General features: G+C 71.4%; 14 protein-coding genes. 8 read left to right on the top strand and 6 right to left on the bottom strand.

Annotated elements, in window-relative coordinates:
- The first annotated feature begins 11 nt into the window (after positions 1–11).
- The 6 genes from PKO50_RS16725 (at position 12) to PKO50_RS16750 (ending at position 9,558) form a co-directional block, all read left to right on the top strand.
- Complete coding sequence (locus tag PKO50_RS16725) at positions 12–1,115, top strand: M14 family metallopeptidase (protein WP_109936954.1); 1,104 nt, start codon at positions 12–14, stop codon at positions 1,113–1,115.
- Positions 1,112–2,548 carry an amidase gene (locus PKO50_RS16730; protein ID WP_275630367.1) on the top strand — a complete coding sequence of 479 codons (1,437 nt, stop codon included), beginning with the start codon at positions 1,112–1,114 and terminating at the stop codon, positions 2,546–2,548. The genes PKO50_RS16725 and PKO50_RS16730 overlap by 4 nt, the downstream gene beginning before the upstream one ends.
- A gap of 195 nt (positions 2,549–2,743) precedes the next feature.
- The gene (locus PKO50_RS16735; protein WP_275630368.1) at positions 2,744–5,191 is read left to right on the top strand and encodes a LuxR C-terminal-related transcriptional regulator; all 2,448 of its coding nucleotides are present in this window, start codon (positions 2,744–2,746) and stop codon (positions 5,189–5,191) included.
- Positions 5,192–5,585: 394 nt separating this feature from the next.
- Entirely contained in the window at positions 5,586–6,533 is a 948-nt protein-coding gene (locus PKO50_RS16740; RefSeq protein ID WP_275630369.1) for an alpha/beta fold hydrolase, read from the top strand.
- A 151-nt stretch (positions 6,534–6,684) separates the two neighbouring features.
- Positions 6,685–8,352 (top strand): methyl-accepting chemotaxis protein, encoded by a 1,668-nt coding sequence (locus tag PKO50_RS16745; RefSeq protein WP_275630370.1) that lies wholly within the window; start codon positions 6,685–6,687, stop codon positions 8,350–8,352.
- Positions 8,353–9,387: 1,035 nt separating this feature from the next.
- Entirely contained in the window at positions 9,388–9,558 is a 171-nt protein-coding gene (locus tag PKO50_RS16750) for a hypothetical protein (protein WP_009622326.1), read from the top strand.
- Here PKO50_RS16750 and PKO50_RS16755 read toward each other — a convergent pair.
- Positions 9,534–10,748, bottom strand: a complete 1,215-nt coding sequence (locus PKO50_RS16755) for a CynX/NimT family MFS transporter (RefSeq protein WP_109933471.1) — start codon at positions 10,746–10,748, stop codon at positions 9,534–9,536. The two genes, PKO50_RS16750 and PKO50_RS16755, sit on opposite strands and share 25 nt — an antisense overlap.
- The gene (locus PKO50_RS16760) at positions 10,745–11,200 is read right to left on the bottom strand and encodes a nucleoside deaminase (protein WP_275630371.1); all 456 of its coding nucleotides are present in this window, start codon (positions 11,198–11,200) and stop codon (positions 10,745–10,747) included. The genes PKO50_RS16755 and PKO50_RS16760 overlap by 4 nt, the downstream gene beginning before the upstream one ends.
- Before the next feature lie 116 nt (positions 11,201–11,316).
- Between PKO50_RS16760 and PKO50_RS16765 the strand changes: the two genes are divergently transcribed.
- The gene (locus tag PKO50_RS16765; RefSeq protein WP_275630372.1) at positions 11,317–12,180 is read left to right on the top strand and encodes a LysR substrate-binding domain-containing protein; all 864 of its coding nucleotides are present in this window, start codon (positions 11,317–11,319) and stop codon (positions 12,178–12,180) included.
- On the opposite strand, the gene PKO50_RS16770 is transcribed toward PKO50_RS16765, so the two are convergent.
- Entirely contained in the window at positions 12,164–14,230 is a 2,067-nt protein-coding gene (locus PKO50_RS16770; RefSeq protein WP_275630373.1) for an EAL domain-containing protein, read from the bottom strand. The genes PKO50_RS16765 and PKO50_RS16770 overlap by 17 nt on opposite strands.
- A gap of 171 nt (positions 14,231–14,401) precedes the next feature.
- On the opposite strand from PKO50_RS16770, the gene PKO50_RS16775 reads away from it, so the two are divergent.
- Positions 14,402–15,499, top strand: a complete 1,098-nt coding sequence (locus PKO50_RS16775; RefSeq protein WP_275630374.1) for an FUSC family protein — start codon at positions 14,402–14,404, stop codon at positions 15,497–15,499.
- Between the two features lie 12 nt (positions 15,500–15,511).
- Here the strand turns inward: PKO50_RS16775 and PKO50_RS16780 are convergent, their stop codons facing one another.
- From PKO50_RS16780 to PKO50_RS16790, 3 genes are all read right to left on the bottom strand, one after another.
- Positions 15,512–15,838 (bottom strand): helix-turn-helix transcriptional regulator, encoded by a 327-nt coding sequence (locus PKO50_RS16780; protein ID WP_275630375.1) that lies wholly within the window; start codon positions 15,836–15,838, stop codon positions 15,512–15,514.
- Complete coding sequence (locus PKO50_RS16785) at positions 15,822–16,076, bottom strand: type II toxin-antitoxin system RelE/ParE family toxin (RefSeq protein ID WP_109933475.1); 255 nt, start codon at positions 16,074–16,076, stop codon at positions 15,822–15,824. The genes PKO50_RS16780 and PKO50_RS16785 overlap by 17 nt, the downstream gene beginning before the upstream one ends.
- 160 nt (positions 16,077–16,236) lie before the next feature.
- Positions 16,237–16,995, bottom strand: coding sequence for a 3-oxoacyl-ACP reductase family protein (locus PKO50_RS16790; RefSeq protein ID WP_275630376.1), 759 nt, complete (start codon positions 16,993–16,995; stop codon positions 16,237–16,239).
- Positions 16,996–17,038 lie beyond the last annotated feature (43 nt).

The raw sequence follows: 17,038 nt of genomic DNA on the forward strand, positions 1-17,038 counted from the left end.
AGGAGACACCCGTGAGCAACCCTTCCGAATACTTCGCCCAGGACTATCGCCAGGCCCGCCGGCAGTTCCTCGCCCGCGCCCACGCCGCGGGCCTCGAGGCCAGCAGCCACGTCCACCCGCTGCCCGGCCGCGACGGCGAGCAACTGGCCATGGACGTGGCCCGCTTCGGCGCCGCCGACGCCCAGGCCCTGCTCATCGTCAGCAGCGCCTGCCATGGCGTCGAGGGCTTCTGCGGCTCCGGCGTGCAGAACGCCCTGCTCGACGACCCGGGCTTCCACCAGCGGGCGAAGGCCGCCGGCGTGGCGGTGCTGTACATCCACGGAATCAACCCCTGGGGCTTCTCCTGGTGGCGCCGCTGGACCCACGAGAACGTCGACCTGAACCGCAACTTCCAGGACTTCGCCGGGCCCCTGCCCGCCAACCCGGGCTACGACGCACTCGCCCGGGCCCTGGTGCCGGACACCTGGCCGGCCCCCGAGGCCGACGAAGCGCTCTACGCCTACCTCGCCGAACACGGCCCGCGGGCCATACAGCAGGCCGTCAGCGGCGGCCAGTACAAGCACCCCGACGGCCTGTTCTACGGCGGCAACGCGCCAACCTGGAGCAACCTCGCCCTGCGCGCGATACTGGGTGAACACGCCAGCCGCTGCGCGCGCCTGGGCTGGATCGACCTGCACACCGCCCTGGGCCCCTGCGGCCACGGCGAGCGCATCGCCCACGCCCGCCCCGGCGACGCCGCCGGCCTGGCCCGGGCCCGCGCCTGGTGGGGCGCGGACGTGACCTCGCTGTACGAGGACGGCTGCGTGTCCGCCGAACTGGCCGGCAACATGTGGCACCTGGCCTACCAGGCATGCCCCCAGGCCGAATACACCGGCATCGGCCTGGAGTACGGCACCCTGCCGTCGGAGGACGTGCTGATGGCCCTGCGCGCCGACCAGTGGCTGAGCAACCACCCCGAAACCGACGCCGCCACCGCCGCGGCCATCAAGCAGCGCCTGCGCGACGCCTTCTACGTCGACACCGACCACTGGAAGCGGCGCGTCGTCGAACAGGCGCTGGACGCCGCCTTCCAGGCCCTGGACGGCCTGGCCGGCCAACCGGGAGCCCGCCCATGAACGATTCGCTGCACCTGCTCGACGCCACCGCCCAGGCGCAACTGGTCACCCGTGGCGAAGTCTCCCCGCTGGAACTGGTGGACGCCGCCATCGCCCGCATCGAACGGCACGACCCGGCGCTCAACGCGGTGATCTGGCGCCAGTTCGAACAGGCCCGCGCACGGGCCCGCGGCCCGTTGCCCGGCGGCCCCTTCCGCGGCGTGCCCTTCCTGCTCAAGGACCTGGCCGGCGGCGCCGAGGCCGGCCAGCCGCTGTCCTACGGCAGCCGCCTGGGCGTGCACAACCGCGCCGACCACGACACCGAGCTGGTGCGCCGCTACCGCGCCGCCGGCCTGATCACCGTCGGCCGCAGCAACACCCCGGAATTCGGCATCACCCCCACCACCGAGCCGGCGGCGTTCGGCCCCTGCCTCAACCCCTGGAACCTCGCCCTCTCCGCCGGCGGCTCCAGCGGCGGGGCCGCCGCCGCGGTGGCCGCGCGCCTGGTGCCCATGGCCCATGCCAGCGACATCGGCGGCTCCATCCGCATTCCCGCCTCGGCCTGCGGGGTGTTCGGCCTCAAGCCCAGCCGCGGGCGCAACCCGGTGGGGCCCAAGGTCGGCGAAGGCACCGGCGGCCTGCCCGCCGAGCACTGCTGCTCGATCTCGGTGCGCGACAGCGCCGCCCTGCTGGACGCCACCTCGGCGCCGGACTACGGCGCCCCCTACCTGGCCCCGCCCAGGAGCCGCCCCTACCTGCAGGAAGTCGACGCCCCGCACCGCCGCCTGCGCATCGGCCTGCTGCGCACGCCGCTCACCGGCGTCGCGGTGCACCCGGACTGCCAGGCCGCGCTGGAATCGGCCGCCCGGCTCTGCCGCGAGCTGGGCCACGAGGTCAACGACGAGGCGCCGACGGTGTCCGACGTGCCCGCCCTCGGCCAGGCCTTCGCCCGCCTCTTCGTGGTCTCCGCGGCGCTGCACCTGCGCAGCCTGGAGCAGCAGGTGGGCCACTCGGCCGGGGCCACCGACATCGAGCCGCTGACCCGCGTGCTGGTCGGGCTCGCCGGCCAGGTCAGCGCCACCGACTACGTCCTGGCCCAGCGCACCCTGCAGCGCATGGCGCGGGAAATCGCCGCCTTCCACGAGCACTACGACCTGATCCTCAGCCCGACCCTGGCCTGCCCGCCGGGCGCCATCGGCGAGCTGGCCTACCGGGAGGGCGAGCCCATCGACAGCTACTTCGGCCGTTCCGCGCCCCTTGCGGCCTTCACCTCGATCTACAACGCCACCGGCCAGCCGGCCATGAGCGTGCCGCTGTACTGGACCGAGGGCGGCACGCCCATCGGCGTGCAGTTCGCCGCGCGCCTGGGCGACGAAGGCACCCTGTTCCGCCTCGCCGCGGAACTCGAACGGGCCCGCCCCTGGGCCTCCCGACTGCCGCCGCTGCGCGGCTGAGCCGGCCACCGTACCCGCAATGCCGCCCCGGCCAGGTCCGGGGCCAGGAGCCTCGCAGATGAACCCGCACCCCAGCGTCCACGCCATCGCCAGCCGCGCCGCCCCCGCCCCCTGAGCGGGGCGCTGCCGCTGCTGCCGGCCCGCCACCTGGCGCGGCCGCGCCTGCTGCAGCGCCTGCTCGGCGGACGCCAGCGGGTGAACCTGCTGCACGCCCCCGCCGGCTTCGGCAAGAGCGTGCTGCTCAACGAGTGCGCGCGCCAGGCCGGCCCCCGCGGGCGCGTCGCCTGGCTCGACCTGCGCGGCCGACCGCTGCGCCCGGACGACTTCCTCCGCCGCCTGGCCATAGTGCTGGACCTCGACCCCGCCGCGCGAAACTGGCAGGACGACCTGCAGCGCCTGCTGGAAGGCGGCCCGCAGCCGCTCTGGATAGTGCTGGACGACTACCCGCGCCAGGCCGATGCCGAACTGGACGCCTGCGTGGCCGGGCTGCTGGAGAACAGCGCCGCCGACATCCGCTGGTGGATCGGCGCCCGCCGCCGCCCGGACTGGAACCTGCCGCGCCTGCTGCTGCAGGGCGAGCTGCTGGAACTGGGCGCCGCCGACCTGGCGCTGGACCGCGACGAACTGGAACAGCTGCTGCGCAAGCAGCCGGCCGACGCGGCCGAGGACGACGCCGACGAGTTGCTCGGCCGCAGCGCCGGCTGGCCGGCCCTGCTCGGCCTGCTAGCCCTGCAGGGCCGCCTGCGCTGGCCCGAGGCCGGCGGCGGCCTGCTGCACGACTACCTGCGCCGCGAAGTGCTCGCCCCGCTGCCGGCGCCGCTGCGCGAGGCCCTGCGGGTGCTGGCCCACCTGCCCCGCTTCAAGGCCGGCCTGTGCCGGCACCTGGCGCCGGTGGGCGAAGCGGCCTTCGCCCAGCTGGAGCAGATGCAGCTGCTCCGGCGCCTGGACGAAGGCAGCGGCTGGTTCGCGCTCTGGCCGCCGCTCGCCGAGCTGCTGCGCCAGGCCCACGACGAAGCGCCGCCCGCCGACGCCCTGCTGGCCGCCAGCCAGTGGTTCGCCGAGCACGGCGACCTGCGCCAGGCCACCCAGCTGGCCCTGGCCGCCGGCTCCATCGAGCGGGCCGTGGCGCTGCTGCAGGACGCCAACAGCGACCAGATGATGGTCGAGCACAGCGCCGTGCAACTGCTGCGCTGGCGCGACGAGCTGCCCGAGGGCCTGCTGCAGTCCAGCCCCAAGCTGATCCTCCTGGAAACCTGGGCGCTGATCCTCTGTGCCCGCCTGGACGAGGCCATGGCCTGCCTGCAGGGGCTCTCGCGCTTCCTGCCACGGCCGGACGCCCACCGCCAGCGGCTCTGCCTGGCGCACTACCAGGCCACCCTCGGCGTGCTGCAGCGCCAGTTCGCCCTGCCCGATGCGCGGCGCAACTGCAGCGACGCCCTGCAGCACCTGGAGGAACGCTTCTGGGGCCAGCACATCCTCTGCCACCAGGCCCTGGCCCAGCAGGCCATGGTCGAAGGCGACCTGACCGTCGCCCGCCAGCACTGCCAGGCCGGCCTGCGCCTGTCGCGGCGCCACGCCAACCTGTGCTTCGAGGCCCTGCTCAGCGTCGAGCACATCCACCTGCTGGCCCTTTCCGGCGAACACCGCCACGCCCTGGACTATGCCGAGCAGATGCTCGCCGAGTTGCGCAAGCACGCCCACGGCGGCCCCATGAGCGCCCGCCTGTACGTGCTGCGCGGCGAGCTGCTGGCCCTGCGCGGCGACGACGCCGGCGCCGAGGCCGGGCTCCAGCGCGGCCTGCGCGAAGCCGAGGAAAGCCAGGACGCCTACCTGCTGTACGCCTACCACGCGCTGATCAGCCTGGCCTGCGAGCGCGGCGAGGTGGAGCGCGCCCACCAGCTGCTGCTGGCCGCCGAGCGGCGCATGCAGCGCCTGTGCATCCCCGAGATCCGCTACCGCGAAGTGCTGCGCCTGGCCCGCGCCCGGCTGTGCCTGGCCAGCGGCGAACCGGCCAGGGCCCGCGACGAACTGTTCGGCGTGCTCGCCGAGCTGGGGCTCAACCCGCTGCTGGCCCCCACCGGCTTCTACGACCTGCAGTACCGCGTACGCCTGCTGCTGGCCCAGGCCCACGACGAGCTGGGCGAAACCACCCGCGCCAGCCACGAACTGCAGGCCCTGCAGCGCGACTGCCAGCGCCTGGGCCTGCGCAGCCTGGCCTGCGAAACCCAGCTGCGCCTGGCCGAGACCCTCCACGCCCTGGACCAGGCGGCCGCCGAGGAACACCTGCGCGAAGCCCTGCAGGACTGCCGCAGGCTGTCCCTGCTGCGGCCCCTGGCCCGGCTGCAGCGCAACGACGCCAGCTGGTCGCGGCAACTGCTGGCGCAACTCCCCGCCCTCGCCCCGGCCAACCGCGCGCCAGGCACCGCAGAGGCCCAGCCGGCGCCAGCGGAAATGCTCAGCCAGCGCGAACTGGAAGTGCTGGAACTGATCGCCCAGGGCTGCTCCAACCAGGAAATCGCCGAGCAACTGGAAATCTCGCTGCACACGGTGAAGACCCACGCCCGGCGCATCAACATCAAGCTCGAAGTGGAAAGACGCACCCAGGCCGTGGCCCGGGCCAAGGCGAGTGGGTTGTTGGCTTGATGGGGGTCTTGGTGGGTGTTTTTCCTGTGGTATCGGTGTACTGGGGCGAGTCCGCTCCCTCTCCCCAGCCCTCTCCCTGAAGGGAGAGGGGGCTTGTTCGTGCCGAGAGAAGGAATGGTTTCAGCCGGTAATCTCTGTGCTAGCCGGCTAACGCCGAAACACCCCTCTGCACCGCTTTTTCCCACCCCACCTGAACCTACCCCCAACCCCACTCCAGCGCACACTATCAACCGGATCAGCGAGGCCAACCGCCCCGCTGCCGATCTGCAGCCTCCGCCGCCCCAACCCCGGTCGCACCCGGGATGGGTGCGGCGGTTTTTTCCCGCAACTGTACTGGTAGCGCCCCATCGCCCGGCGCTAGAGTGCCTGCTGCACAACGGGAAAAGAGAACGCCATGGGCCAGCCACTGACCTTCGACGCCGCCGACGGCTACCCGCTCCAGGGCCGCCTCTGGCGCCATGCCGACGCGGCCGCGCAGCCGCGCCCGCTGGTGATCGTCAACCCGGCCACCTCGGTGCGCGGCGACTACTACGCGCGCTTCGCCGACTACCTGCACGGCCAGGGCTTCGACGTGCTCTGCTACGACTACCGCGGTATCGGCGGCTCGCGCCCGGCCTCGCTGCGCGGCTTTTCCGCCAGTTGGCTGGACTGGGGCCGCCTGGACTTCGAGGGTGCCCTGCGCTGGGCCGCGGCCAACGCCCCGCGGCAGCCGATCCTGGTGGTGGCCCACAGCGTCGGCGGCTTCCTGGTCGGCCTGGCCCCCTCCAACCATCTCGTCCAGCGCGTGTTCAGCATGGGCGCGCAGTTCGCCCACTGGCGCGACTATGCCCCGCGGCGGCGCCTGCGCATGCTGCTCAAGTGGCACCTGGCGATGCCGGTGCTCAGCGGCCTGTTCGGCTACTTCCCGGCCAAGCGCCTGGGCTGGATGGAAGACACCCCCCACGGCGTGGTGCGTGACTGGACGCACCCCGGCCCGCGCTTCGAAGACGCCTACCGGCGCGGCCCGCAGGCCATGAGCGCGGAAGAACGCTCGCGCCTGGCCGAGGGCTTCGCCGGCCTGCGCGGCGCCACCCTGGCCCTGAGCGTGACCGACGACGAATTCGGCACCGGCCCGGCCATCCAGCGCCTGCTGGCCTACTACCGCAACAGCCGCTGCCTGCACCTGCGCCTGCCGCCCCAGGCGCTGGGCCTGCAGGGCATCGGCCACTTCGCCTTCTTCCACAGCCGCTTCCAGGACAGCCTCTGGCCCATCGCCCTGCGCTGGCTGCGCGACGGCGAGCTGGACGACAGCCTCGCCGCCTACCTGGTGGCCCCCGCGCGGCAGCAGCCCGCACCGGCCTGAACGGCCTTTTTCCCAGGTGAATCAATGATCTGCCCGGCCGCAGGCAGTGATATCCCCTGGCCATTACACAAGACTGTCACACGGCTTTCATATGCTCTGCGCGTCCGAAACCCGCTCGCCAGAGCATCACAGCAGCCCGTGGTAGCCCGTGATGAAGAAACCCCAAGCCCTCCTCGGCCGATTCGCCCGCTGGGAGCCCCTGCGGCGCCTGCGCATCGGCCAGCGCACCCTGCTCTGCTTCCTGTTCAGCGCCGCGCTGCTGGGCGGCGTCGGCGCCTATTGCCTGTACCAGATGGCCGCCATCCGCGCCCAGGGCGAGGCCATCGACGGCGACCAGCTGCCGAGCATCGCCCTGGCCGACAGCATCGCCCTCAACCTCGCCCAGCTGCGCGTGCGCTCCATGCAGCAGGTGGCCAACCCCGAGCCCATGGTGCGCAGCGGCAACAAGGTGATCATCGAGCAGCTGGCCCTGGACATCGAAGAGGAATTCCGCGCCTACCAGGCGCTGATCAGCGACGACACCGAGCGTGGCGCCATCGAGGCGCTGCACCAGGCCTTCGGCCAGTTCATCCAGACCATCCGCGAGGAACAGCAGCTGCTGGAGCAGCAGAAGCTGGACGAGGCGCGCACCCTGCTGGTCGCCAACATCGACCAGCAGGGCGAAGCCATCGACACCCAGGTGCAACTGCTGCGCGAGCTCAACCGCCAGGCCGCGGACAGCGCCACCAGCGCGGCCGCCAGCGCCTACGCCCAGGCCCTGCGCATCGTCTGGGCGGCCCTGGGCGGCGCCCTGCTGGTCACCCTGCTGCTGGCCTGGCGCCTGACGCGCAGCCTGGTGCGGCCGCTGGCCGAGGCGCTGCAGGTGGCCGAGCGCATCGCCGCCGGCGACCTCAGCCAGGGCGTGCACAGCCAGGGCCGCGACGAGGCGGCGATGCTGCTGGAGCGCCTGGGGCGCATGCGCGACAACCTGCAGGGCACCATTCGCCAGATCGGCGAAGCCGCCGAGCAGCTGGCCACCTCCAGCGAGCAGATGAGCGCGGTGATGGACGAAGGCAGCCGCGGCCTGCACCAGCAGCACGGCGAGATCGACGACGTCAGCCGCGCCATGAGCCAGATGAGCGCGGCGGTGGGCGACGTCGCCGAGCACGCGCAGAGCACCGCCGAAGTGGCCCGGCGCTCCAACGACGAGGCCCTGGACGGCCAGCGCCAGCTGGCCACCACCCTGGGCTCGCTGCGCGAACTGGGCGAAGGCGTGCGCCACGCGGCGCAGCAGGCCCGCGGCCTGGCCGAGCAGACGCTGAACATCAGCAAGGTGCTGGACGTGATCCGCAACGTCGCCGAGCAGACCAACCTGCTGGCGCTCAACGCCGCCATCGAGGCGGCCCGCGCCGGCGAGGCCGGGCGCGGCTTCTCGGTGGTGGCCGACGAGGTGCGCGCGCTGGCCAAGCGCACCGGCGACTCCACCCGCGAGATCGAACAGCTGATCGGCGCCATCCAGCAGGGCACCGGGCGCACCGTCGAGGCGCTGCAGCACAGCGCCGAGCAGGCCGACCACACCCAGGGCCAGGCCAGCGCCGCCGACCGTGCCCTGGCGCAGATCATCGAGGCCGCCCGCAGCATCGACGAACGCAACCAGCGCATCGCCGAGTCGGTGGAACACCAGGCCACCATGGCCCGCGACATCGAGACCAACCTGGGCAACATCCGCGACCTGTCCAACCAGAGCGCCGCCGGCTCGCAGCAGACCAGCACCGCCAGCCACGAACTGTCGCGCCTGGCCGTGGACCTCAGCGGCCTCGTGCAGCGGTTCCGCCTGTAGGACCGGGGCGAAGCCCTACAGTTGCAGGAAAAGCGCCGGCGTAGGGCGCATAACCGTTCGCGGTTATCCGCCGTTGGCCATGCCACCGGGGCGTCCGGCGTGGCCGGTGAGTACATGGGAATCCGGGAGCTTCATGGTTCCGCATCGCACCGAACGGTCCCCTCTCCCGCTTGCGGGGGAGGGTTAGGGAGGGGGTGCGGCGTCAGGGTTGGCAGAGGTGCGCGAGCGAAGTCCGTCCCCTCTCCCCAACCCTCTCCCTGAAGGGAGAGGGGGCCGTTCGGCGTGCACGGATAACGCAGCGTCAGCCGGCAAACTCGTAGGGCGAATAACCGTTCGCGGTTATCCGCCGTTGGCCGATGCGCGACGCAAATGGCGGATAACGCCGTAGGCGTTATGCGCCCTACGAGCTATCGCGAACGCGGAAAACCAGGTTCGCGAGCAAGCTCGCTCCTACGAAGAGCATGCCCGCTCTTGCTCTGGTTTTTTTGGACTTCCAGAGAAACCTCCGCGCGCACCGGAACGCCCCTTCAGAAGGCCGAGCGAAACCGGCGCTCAGGAGGTCATGCGACATGGATGTCGCGAGAGCCCCGATGGGCTACAGGGACGTACCCTCGGGGCGGGCCTCCGTGGCGGGGGAATTCGCGAGGGTAGCCCGGCTTTATCGGGCCCGTATGCGGGGCAAGCCTTTTTGGTTCCTTTTTGCGGGGGTGGCCTTCCACCGTTTGACAAAAGGGACTCGCCCGAGGGGGCGAAACAAGAAGGTCGGGCAGACTCGGAGCGGCGCAGAAATACCCAAGCCGAGGCAGCTGGGTTTCCGCATTCGCGGGAATGGCAAGGTTGAAGCGCGGGAACCCAAGGTTCGCGAGCAAGCTCGCTCCTACAAGAGCGTTTCCAGCGAAACATCGGTGCGTGTTCGCGGTTATCCGCCCCACGGGGAAAACCCCGGCCATCACGCCGATTTTGCCCCGGATCAACCCCTTTCGAGCCGCGTCTGGCCTAGACTTGCCTTATCGACAGAATGGACAAGGACCCACCATGGATTCCTTCGGCGTCACGCTCGCAGTCATCATCTTCGGCATGTTCATGCTCGGCATCGGCTTCACCATCCGCGAGCGGGGGGCGGGCGTGCTGCTCATGTGGGTCGGCGTGCTGAGCATGCTGTCGATCATCACCTACCGCATCTACCTCGCCACCTCGGCGGTCTGAGCGCCGCGCCAGCCGTGCATCGCCCGGGCGTAGCCGGCCGGGGCGAAGCGCAGGGTCACCCCCAGCATCAGCAGCACCGACAGCGCCAGCAGCGTCCAGGAGGCCTGGAAGCTGCCGGTGGTGTCGCGCAGCCAGCCGGTGACGTAGGGGATGATGCCGGTGATGATGAAGCCGATGCCCTGCACGAAGGCCGCCAGGCTCCCCGCCGGGCCGGGTTCGGCCAGGTGGTCGAGGGTCAGCGTCAGGCTCAGCGCGAAGCAGGCGCCCAGGCCGTAGCCGATCAGCGCCACCCAGGCCGCCGGCAGCCCCAGGGGCGCCAGCAGCAGGCCGGCGAAGCCGCCGAGCTGGATCAGCAGGCACAGGCACAGCCAGGGCCGGCGGTCCGCCGAGCCGCGGCTCAGGGCCGGCATGCTCAGGGCGCCGAGGACCTGGAAGATGGTCATCAGGCCGATCAACTGGCCGCTGCCCTGGGCACTCCAGCCCAGTTGCCGGTAGAACATCGGCAGCCAGGCCACCATGCTGGTGTAGCCGCCGTTGATCAGCCCGAAGTACAGCGCCAGCAGCCAGGCCCGGCGGCTGCCGAAGAAGTGTTCGCCACGCCGCGCCACGCTGGGCACCGCCGCCTCGCGCGGGCGCGCCAGGGCCCACAGCAGCAGCCCCAGCACCGCCAGCGCCACCCAGGCGCCCAGGCCCAGCTGCCAGTGGCCGGAGCCGCCGGACAACACTGGCGCCAGCACCGCCGCAGTGCCGCCGCCGGCCATCAGCGAGGCCGAGTACAGGCCCATGGCCGCCGGCACCCGCTGCGGGAACCAACGCTTGACCACCCCCGGCACCAGGGCCTGGATGATCGCCACGCCGGTGCCGGCCAGCACCGCGCTGGCGATCAGCGCCAGGCCGCTGTCCAGCAGCAGGCGCCAGGCGCAGGCCACGGCGATGGCCAGCAGGCCGCCGAGCATGCCGCGGCTCTCGCCCAGGCGCGGGCCCACCCAGGGCAGCGCCAGGGCGAACAGGCCCATGCACAGCACCGGCAGCACCGTCAGCAGCGACGCGCCCTGGAAGCCCAGGCCGGTGGCCTGGCGGATCTCCGCGAGCAAGGGGCCGATGGAGGTGAGGATCGGCCGCAGGTTGATGCCCAGGGCGACGATCACCAGCAGGCCGATCCAGCCGACCCGCGCCTTGCCGGTGCTCATGGGCGGCGCTCCTGCCAGAAGCCGTACAGCCCCTCCTCGTCTTCCGGGCGCAGCGCCTGCAGGGGCAGCGACTGCCACTCCACGGGCTGCGCCATCTGCGCATAGACCGCCGCGGTGGACAGCCCGTAGGGCTCGCCGTCGGCGTTGGAATAGGCGTAGTAGGCGGCGCTGACGCCGCTCAGGTGCATGGCCGCCAGGCACATCGGGCACGGGTGGCCGCTGGCGTAGACCACGCAGCCGCCCAGGCGCGGGCTGCCCAGGGCGCGGCCGGCCGCGCGCAGCGCCAGCAGTTCGGCGTGGGCGGTGGGGTCGTGGTCCAGGTGGGTGCCGTTGGCGGCGCGGGCGATGACCTCGCCGTCGCGCACCAGCACGGCGCCGAACGGGCGGCCGCCAGCCTCGACGTTGGCCCGCGCCAGGGCCAGGGCTTCGCGCATGTATGCCAGGTGTTGCATGGGGGAATCCTCTTCGGCAGGGCCCATTGCGGCGCCCCCTTCGTCGAAAGGGATTATCCCGGCGCGGCCTTCCATGGTGAAATTAAATGGAAAAATGACTTCCAGTGGATTTCCGAATGCTAGACCCGACCCTGCTGCGCAGCTTCGTCATGGTGGTGGACGCCGGCAACTTCACCCGCGCCGGCGAGTGGCTGCACCTCACCCAGTCCACCGTCAGCCAGCAGATCCTGCGCCTGGAGGAACAACTCGGCTGCCGCCTGCTGGAACGCGGCCGCCGCCAGGTGCTGCCCACCGAGGCCGGCGAGCGCCTGCTGGGCTATGCCCGGCGCATCCTCCAGCTCGGCGAGGAAGCCCGCGCCGCCCTCGGCGAGGAACACAGCGAGGGCGTGCTGCGCCTGGGCATGCCCGAGGACTTCGCCGGCGAGCGCATGATGCCGCTGCTGGCGGCCTTCGCCTCCCAGCGCCCACGCCTGCGCCTGGAGGTGGCCAGCGGGCTCAGCCACGAGTTGCTGCGCCAGTACCGCAACGGCGAGCTGGACCTGGCCCTGGTCAAGCAATGGGGCGCCGACAGCGACTGCCTGGCGCGCTGGCCGGAGCCGTTGTGCTGGCTGGACAGCGCCGCCAACCCGGCGGCCGCCCGCGAGCCGCTGCCGCTGGTGGCCTTCCCGCTCGGCGCGCTGTACCGCCAGGAGATGATCCACGCCCTGGAAGCCCAGGGCCGGCGCTGGCGCGTCGCCTACGGCAGCGCCGCCCTGGCCAGCCTGTCGGCGGCGGTGGCGGCGGGCCTGGGCGTCAGCCTGCTGCCGCAGCGCTGCCGGTTGCCGGCGCACCGAGTGCTCGGCGCTGCCGAGGGCTTCCCGGAGATCACCGGCCTGGAACTGGCGCTCTACGCCCGCGCCGACCTGCCCAGCGCCGGCCGTAGCCTGTGCGAGCAACTGCGCGAGCTGTGCGCACAACTGAGCCTCACACCGGCTGGGTGAGGCAGCCGAGGAACTGCTCGGCCGGGCACGGCTGGCCAAGCAGGTAGCCCTGCAGCGAGTCGCAGCCCAGGCGAGTGAGGAAATCCTGCTGGCGCGGCGTCTCCACGCCCTCGGCGACGATGCGCAGGTCCAGCGCCTGGCCGAGGGCGACGATGGCCGAGACGATGGCGGCGTCGTCGCTGTCCTGCTCCAGGTCGCGGACGAAGCCGCGGTCGATCTTCAGCTCGTTGGCCGGCAGGCGCTTGAGGTAGAGCAGGCTGGAATAGCCGGTGCCGAAGTCGTCGATGGACAGGTCCACGCCCATGTCGGCCAGCTGGCGGAGGATCGCCAGGCTGTTGTCGGCATCGCGCATGGCGGTGGTCTCGGTGATCTCCAGGGTCAGGCAGTTGGCCGGCAGGGCGTGGCGTCGCAGGGTCGCGGCGACGCTCTCCACCAGCGCGGCATGGCAGAACTGCAGCGCCGAGAGGTTCACCGCCACGCGCCAGTCGACATGGCCCTGCCCGTACCACTGGCGCATCTGCCGGCAGGCCTCGTCCAGCACCCAGTCGCCGATGGGGATGATCAGCCCGGTGCGCTCGGCCAGGCCGATGAACTCGTCGGGCATCAGCAGGCCGCGCTGCGGGTGCTGCCAGCGCAGCAGCGCCTCGGCGCCGATCAGGCGCTGGCTGGCGGCGTCGAACTTGGGCTGGTAGTGCAGCACGAACTGGCCCAGGCCCAGGGCCGCGCGCAGGTCCTGGAGCATCTGCAGGTGGTTGCGCGCGTTGGTGTTCATCGACTGCTCGAAGAAGCTGTAGGCGTTCTTGCCGGCGCCCTTGGCGTGGTACATGGCGGCGTCGGCGTTCATCAGCAGTTCCTGCTGGGTGGCGCCGTTGCCCGGGTAGAGGGCGATGCCGATGCTGCCGGAGATGCGCAGCTCCTGCTCGCCGACGCGGAACGGCTCGGCCAGCAGGCCGATCTGCTGCCCGGCCAGGGCCGCGGCGTCTTCCGGCGCCTTCAGCTCCACCAGCAGGACGAACTCGTCGCCGCCGATGCGCGCCAGGGTGTCCTCGCCGCGCAGGCTCTCGCGCAGGCGCCGGGCCACGGCCTGCAGCAGCTGGTCGCCGATGTGGTGGCCGAAGGCGTCGTTGACCGGCTTGAAACCGTCCAGGTCGAGGAACATCAGCGCGAAGCAGCCGCCATGGCGCTGCACCTTGGCGATCAGCTGGCCGATGCGGTCCTCCAGCAGCAGGCGGTTGGGCAGGCGCGTCAGGTTGTCGTGCAGGGCCAGCTGGGTGAGCTCCTGGTTGGCCTGCGCCAGGGAGTCGGTGAGCTGCGCGGTGCGCGCCTCCAGGCGGGCGTCGAGCACCGAGGTGAGCAGCGCGATGGCGAGGATGGCCAGGGTCACGAGGATCACCAGCAGCGCCAGCCAGCCATTGTCCAGCCCGGCCGGCGCGGCGCCGCAGAAGCTGCCCAGGGGGAAGCGCGCGGCGGCCATGCCGGTGTAGTGCATGCCGACGATGGCCAGGCCCATCAGCAGCGCCGCGCCACCGCGCACCAGGCGCACGTAGGGGGTGTTGCGGCGCAGGCGGAAGGCGATCCACAGCGCGGCGCCGGAGGCCAGCGCGGCGACCACCAGGGACAGGCCGAACAGCAGCGGGTCGTAGTCGATGCCCGGCTGCATGAGCATGGCGTACATGCCCAGGTAGTGCATGCCGGCGATGCCGCAGCCCATCACCAGGGCGCCGGCCAGCAGCTGCCAGCCGGGCAGGTGCGGCTGGCCGACCAGGGCCAGGGCGAAGCCGGAGCTGAGCACCGCCAGGGCCAGGGACAGCAGCGTCAGGCTCAGGTCGTAGCCCAGCGGGATGGGCAGGCTGAAGGCGAGCATGCCGATGAAGTGCATGGACCAGACGCCGATGCCCATGGCCACGGCGCCACCGCCGATCCACAGCAGGGCCCCGGCGCCCCGGGCCCTGGCGATGCGCCCGGCCAGGTCCAGGGCGGTGTAGGAAGCCAGGACGGCAACGAAGAGGGAAATCAGCACCAGCGCAAGGTCGTAACGGCCTGTCAGCATCTCGAATCTCTGGAGCGCGGCCCGTAGCGCGCGCAAAAAGCGCAGATTCTAGCCAAGCGCCAGCACCTCGAACCAGATGCATTTTCATTGCGCGACAGCCGCGGGTTTGCCGCTCGTCGGCCACAGCACCTAAGCTGAGCGGGTCCGCCCCCGCGAGGAGAGCGCAGCGCCTTGGCGAAAGTCCTGCAATTCCTGGCCCGGCCCTGGCGCCGCCTGGCCAACCCCTACACCCGCTACCGCTACGCCGCGTGGATCCACTGCGTGCGCGTGGGCCTGGCGCTGCTGGCCTCCATCCTGCTCACCACCGGCATCGACATCCCCCACGGGCTCTGGGCCTCGGTCACGGTGCTGGTGGTGATGGGCGGCCTGGTGCACCAGGGCACCATCCGCGGCAAGTCCCGCGAGCGCACCCTGGGCACCCTGCTGGGCGCCGCGGTGGGCCTGGCGATCATCCTGGTGCACAACCTCACCGGCTCCGATCCGCTGGTCTATGTGCTGATGTCGGTGGCCGGCGCGGTCTCGGCCTTCTACGCCATCCGCCGCCCCGGCTACGTGGCGCTGCTGGCGGGGATCACCATGTGCACGGTGGCCGGGCATGGCGACAACAGCATGACCGAGGGCCTCTGGCGCATGCTCAACGTGCTGGTCGGCGTGGCCCTGGCGCTGGTCTTCGCGCAGATCTACCCGCTGCGCGCGGTCTACGTCTGGCGCTACCTGCTGTCGGACAACCTGCGCGCCTGCGCCCGCCTGTTCGGCCAGCTGAGCAGCAGCACCGACCTGCGCGCCGAGCACTTCGCCAGCCAGCTGGAGGAACTGGACCAGCGCCTGGTGGCGTCCCGCGCGCACCTGGCGCCGGTGGCGCGGGAAACCGGCATGCCGCTGCGCGAGCTGGAGCTGATCCAGCGCGCCCACCGGGCCATCATGGGCACCCTGGAATCGCTGCTGGCCTCGCGCCAGTTCGCCGCCCAGGCCGGCGGGATCGCCCCGCTGCCGGCAGACCTGGAACCGCTGCGGCAGGCCATCGGCCGCCTGCTGCTGCAATCGGCCCATGCCCTGAAGTTCAGCCGCACCTCGCGCCTGGTCCAGGAATGCCAGGGCACCGCCCACCTGCCGCCACGCCCGCAGAGCCTGGCCGGCGCCTTCGAGACGCAGGGCTTCTACTGGCTGACCCTGCGCCTGTACGAGCAGGTGGAGCAGCTTTCCGCGCAACTGGCCGGCAGCGCCGCGCACTGGAACATCCAGAGCCGGGAGCGGCCGGCGGCGCGGTGAGGTTTCGGGAACTCAAAGCTCCAATTGCGCCGGCGCAATGCCGAGTGCCCCGGCGATGCGCGCGCGGGAGGCTTTCCTCGGCCGTGTCGAGGCCTCCTGCTGCGCATAGGCGGACTGCGTCACCCCCAGGCGCTCGGCCACCTCCAGCTGCGTCAGCCCCAGGTGCTCCCGCCAGGCCCTGATCGCGCTTGCACCATCCACCATGCGGCTGACCACGTCATGGGGAATCAGGTTCTCGTCCAGGCGGTGCTGCGCCACGTAATCGGCATAGGGAATCACCACGAAGGCCGGTTTACCGTCTGCGTCATTGATGATCTGCACCTTAGTAGGTTCGCTCATCGCGCTTCCTCACTTCTTGCACCGCAACGATCCTGATTTCACCGTCCCAATCGAACAGTACCCGGTAGTTGCCGACGCGAAGCCGGTAACCGTAGGCGTGATCGCTCAGTGCCTTCACTTGCCGGCAGTCGGGCATCCGCCTCAGCTCGCCAACGGCGTCGCGAACCTGCACCTGGTGACGCCTGTCCAGCCTGAGCAACTGCTTGACCGCCTTCCGCGTCCAGTTGACGGAGTTCATCGGATATTAGCCTTTTATTAGAGTTCCGATAAATACCTTATATCCATGCCAATCCCCGGGACTGCACTCCTCGAAAGCGACTCATGCCTTGGGCATTGGTGGGATGACGGGCAAGGCAGGTGGCGGTATTGCTTGCCGCCACCTGCCTCCGCGAAAGGTCTCAGGCCGCGAAGCCGCCGTCGATCAGCAGGTTGGCACCGGTGATGTAGGCCGCTTCCGGGCCTGCCAGGTAGGCCACGAAGGAGGCGATTTCCTCCGCGCGGCCGTAGCGGTCCAGGGCCATCAGGCCTTTCAGCGACTCGGCGAAGTCGCCGCTGTCCGGGTTCATATCGGTGTCCACCGGGCCGGGCTGCACGTTGTTCACGGTGATGCCGCGCGGGCCCAGGTCGCGGGCGAAGCCGCGGGTCAGGCCGGTCACCGCGGCCTTGCTCATGGCGTAGACGCCGCCGCCGGCGAAGGGCATGCGCTCGGCGTTGGTGCTGCCGATGGTGATGATGCGGCCGCCCTCGCCCATGTGCCGGGCCGCGGCCTGGGTGGCGACGAATACGCTGCGCACGTTGACCGCCAGGGTGCGGTCGAAGTCTTCCAGGGTGAATTCGTCCAGCGGCGCCACGGCCAGCACGCCGGCGTTGTTCACCAGGATGTCGAGGCGGCCGAAGTGCGCGGCGGCGCGCTCGATGGCGGCCTTCAGCGAGTCGGCGTCGGCGCTGTCGGCCTGGATGGCCAGGGCGCGGCCACCGGCGGCCTGCACGGTGGCGGCCAGGTCCTCGGCCTTCTGCGCCGAGCTGACGTAGGTGAAGGCCACGGCGGCGCCGTCGCGGGCCAGGCGCTGGACGATGGCCGCGCCTATGCCGCGCGAGCCGCCCTGGACGAAGGCGACCTTGCTGGCGAGGGGAGTGTTGGGGGTGCTGTTGCTCATGTCGGTGCTCCGGGAATGGGGGAAGGTGAAGCGACGGGCACAG

This window comes from Pseudomonas sp. 273 (genome assembly GCF_029201425.1).
In the GTDB taxonomy this organism is placed as follows: Bacteria; Pseudomonadota; Gammaproteobacteria; order Pseudomonadales; family Pseudomonadaceae; genus Pseudomonas; species Pseudomonas delhiensis.

Coding starts and splice junctions, on each gene's coding strand:
- PKO50_RS16730 (WP_275630367.1), top strand. CDS start 1,112: ATGAACGATTCGCTGCACCTGCTCGACGCCACCGCCCAGGCGCAACTG.
- PKO50_RS16740 (WP_275630369.1), top strand. CDS start 5,586: ATGGGCCAGCCACTGACCTTCGACGCCGCCGACGGCTACCCGCTCCAG.
- PKO50_RS16745 (WP_275630370.1), top strand. CDS start 6,685: ATGAAGAAACCCCAAGCCCTCCTCGGCCGATTCGCCCGCTGGGAGCCC.
- PKO50_RS16750 (WP_009622326.1), top strand. CDS start 9,388: ATGGATTCCTTCGGCGTCACGCTCGCAGTCATCATCTTCGGCATGTTC.
- PKO50_RS16755 (WP_109933471.1), bottom strand. CDS start 10,748: ATGAGCACCGGCAAGGCGCGGGTCGGCTGGATCGGCCTGCTGGTGATC.
- PKO50_RS16760 (WP_275630371.1), bottom strand. CDS start 11,200: ATGCAACACCTGGCATACATGCGCGAAGCCCTGGCCCTGGCGCGGGCC.
- PKO50_RS16765 (WP_275630372.1), top strand. CDS start 11,317: ATGCTAGACCCGACCCTGCTGCGCAGCTTCGTCATGGTGGTGGACGCC.
- PKO50_RS16770 (WP_275630373.1), bottom strand. CDS start 14,230: ATGCTGACAGGCCGTTACGACCTTGCGCTGGTGCTGATTTCCCTCTTC.
- PKO50_RS16780 (WP_275630375.1), bottom strand. CDS start 15,838: ATGAGCGAACCTACTAAGGTGCAGATCATCAATGACGCAGACGGTAAA.
- PKO50_RS16785 (WP_109933475.1), bottom strand. CDS start 16,076: ATGAACTCCGTCAACTGGACGCGGAAGGCGGTCAAGCAGTTGCTCAGG.
- PKO50_RS16790 (WP_275630376.1), bottom strand. CDS start 16,995: ATGAGCAACAGCACCCCCAACACTCCCCTCGCCAGCAAGGTCGCCTTC.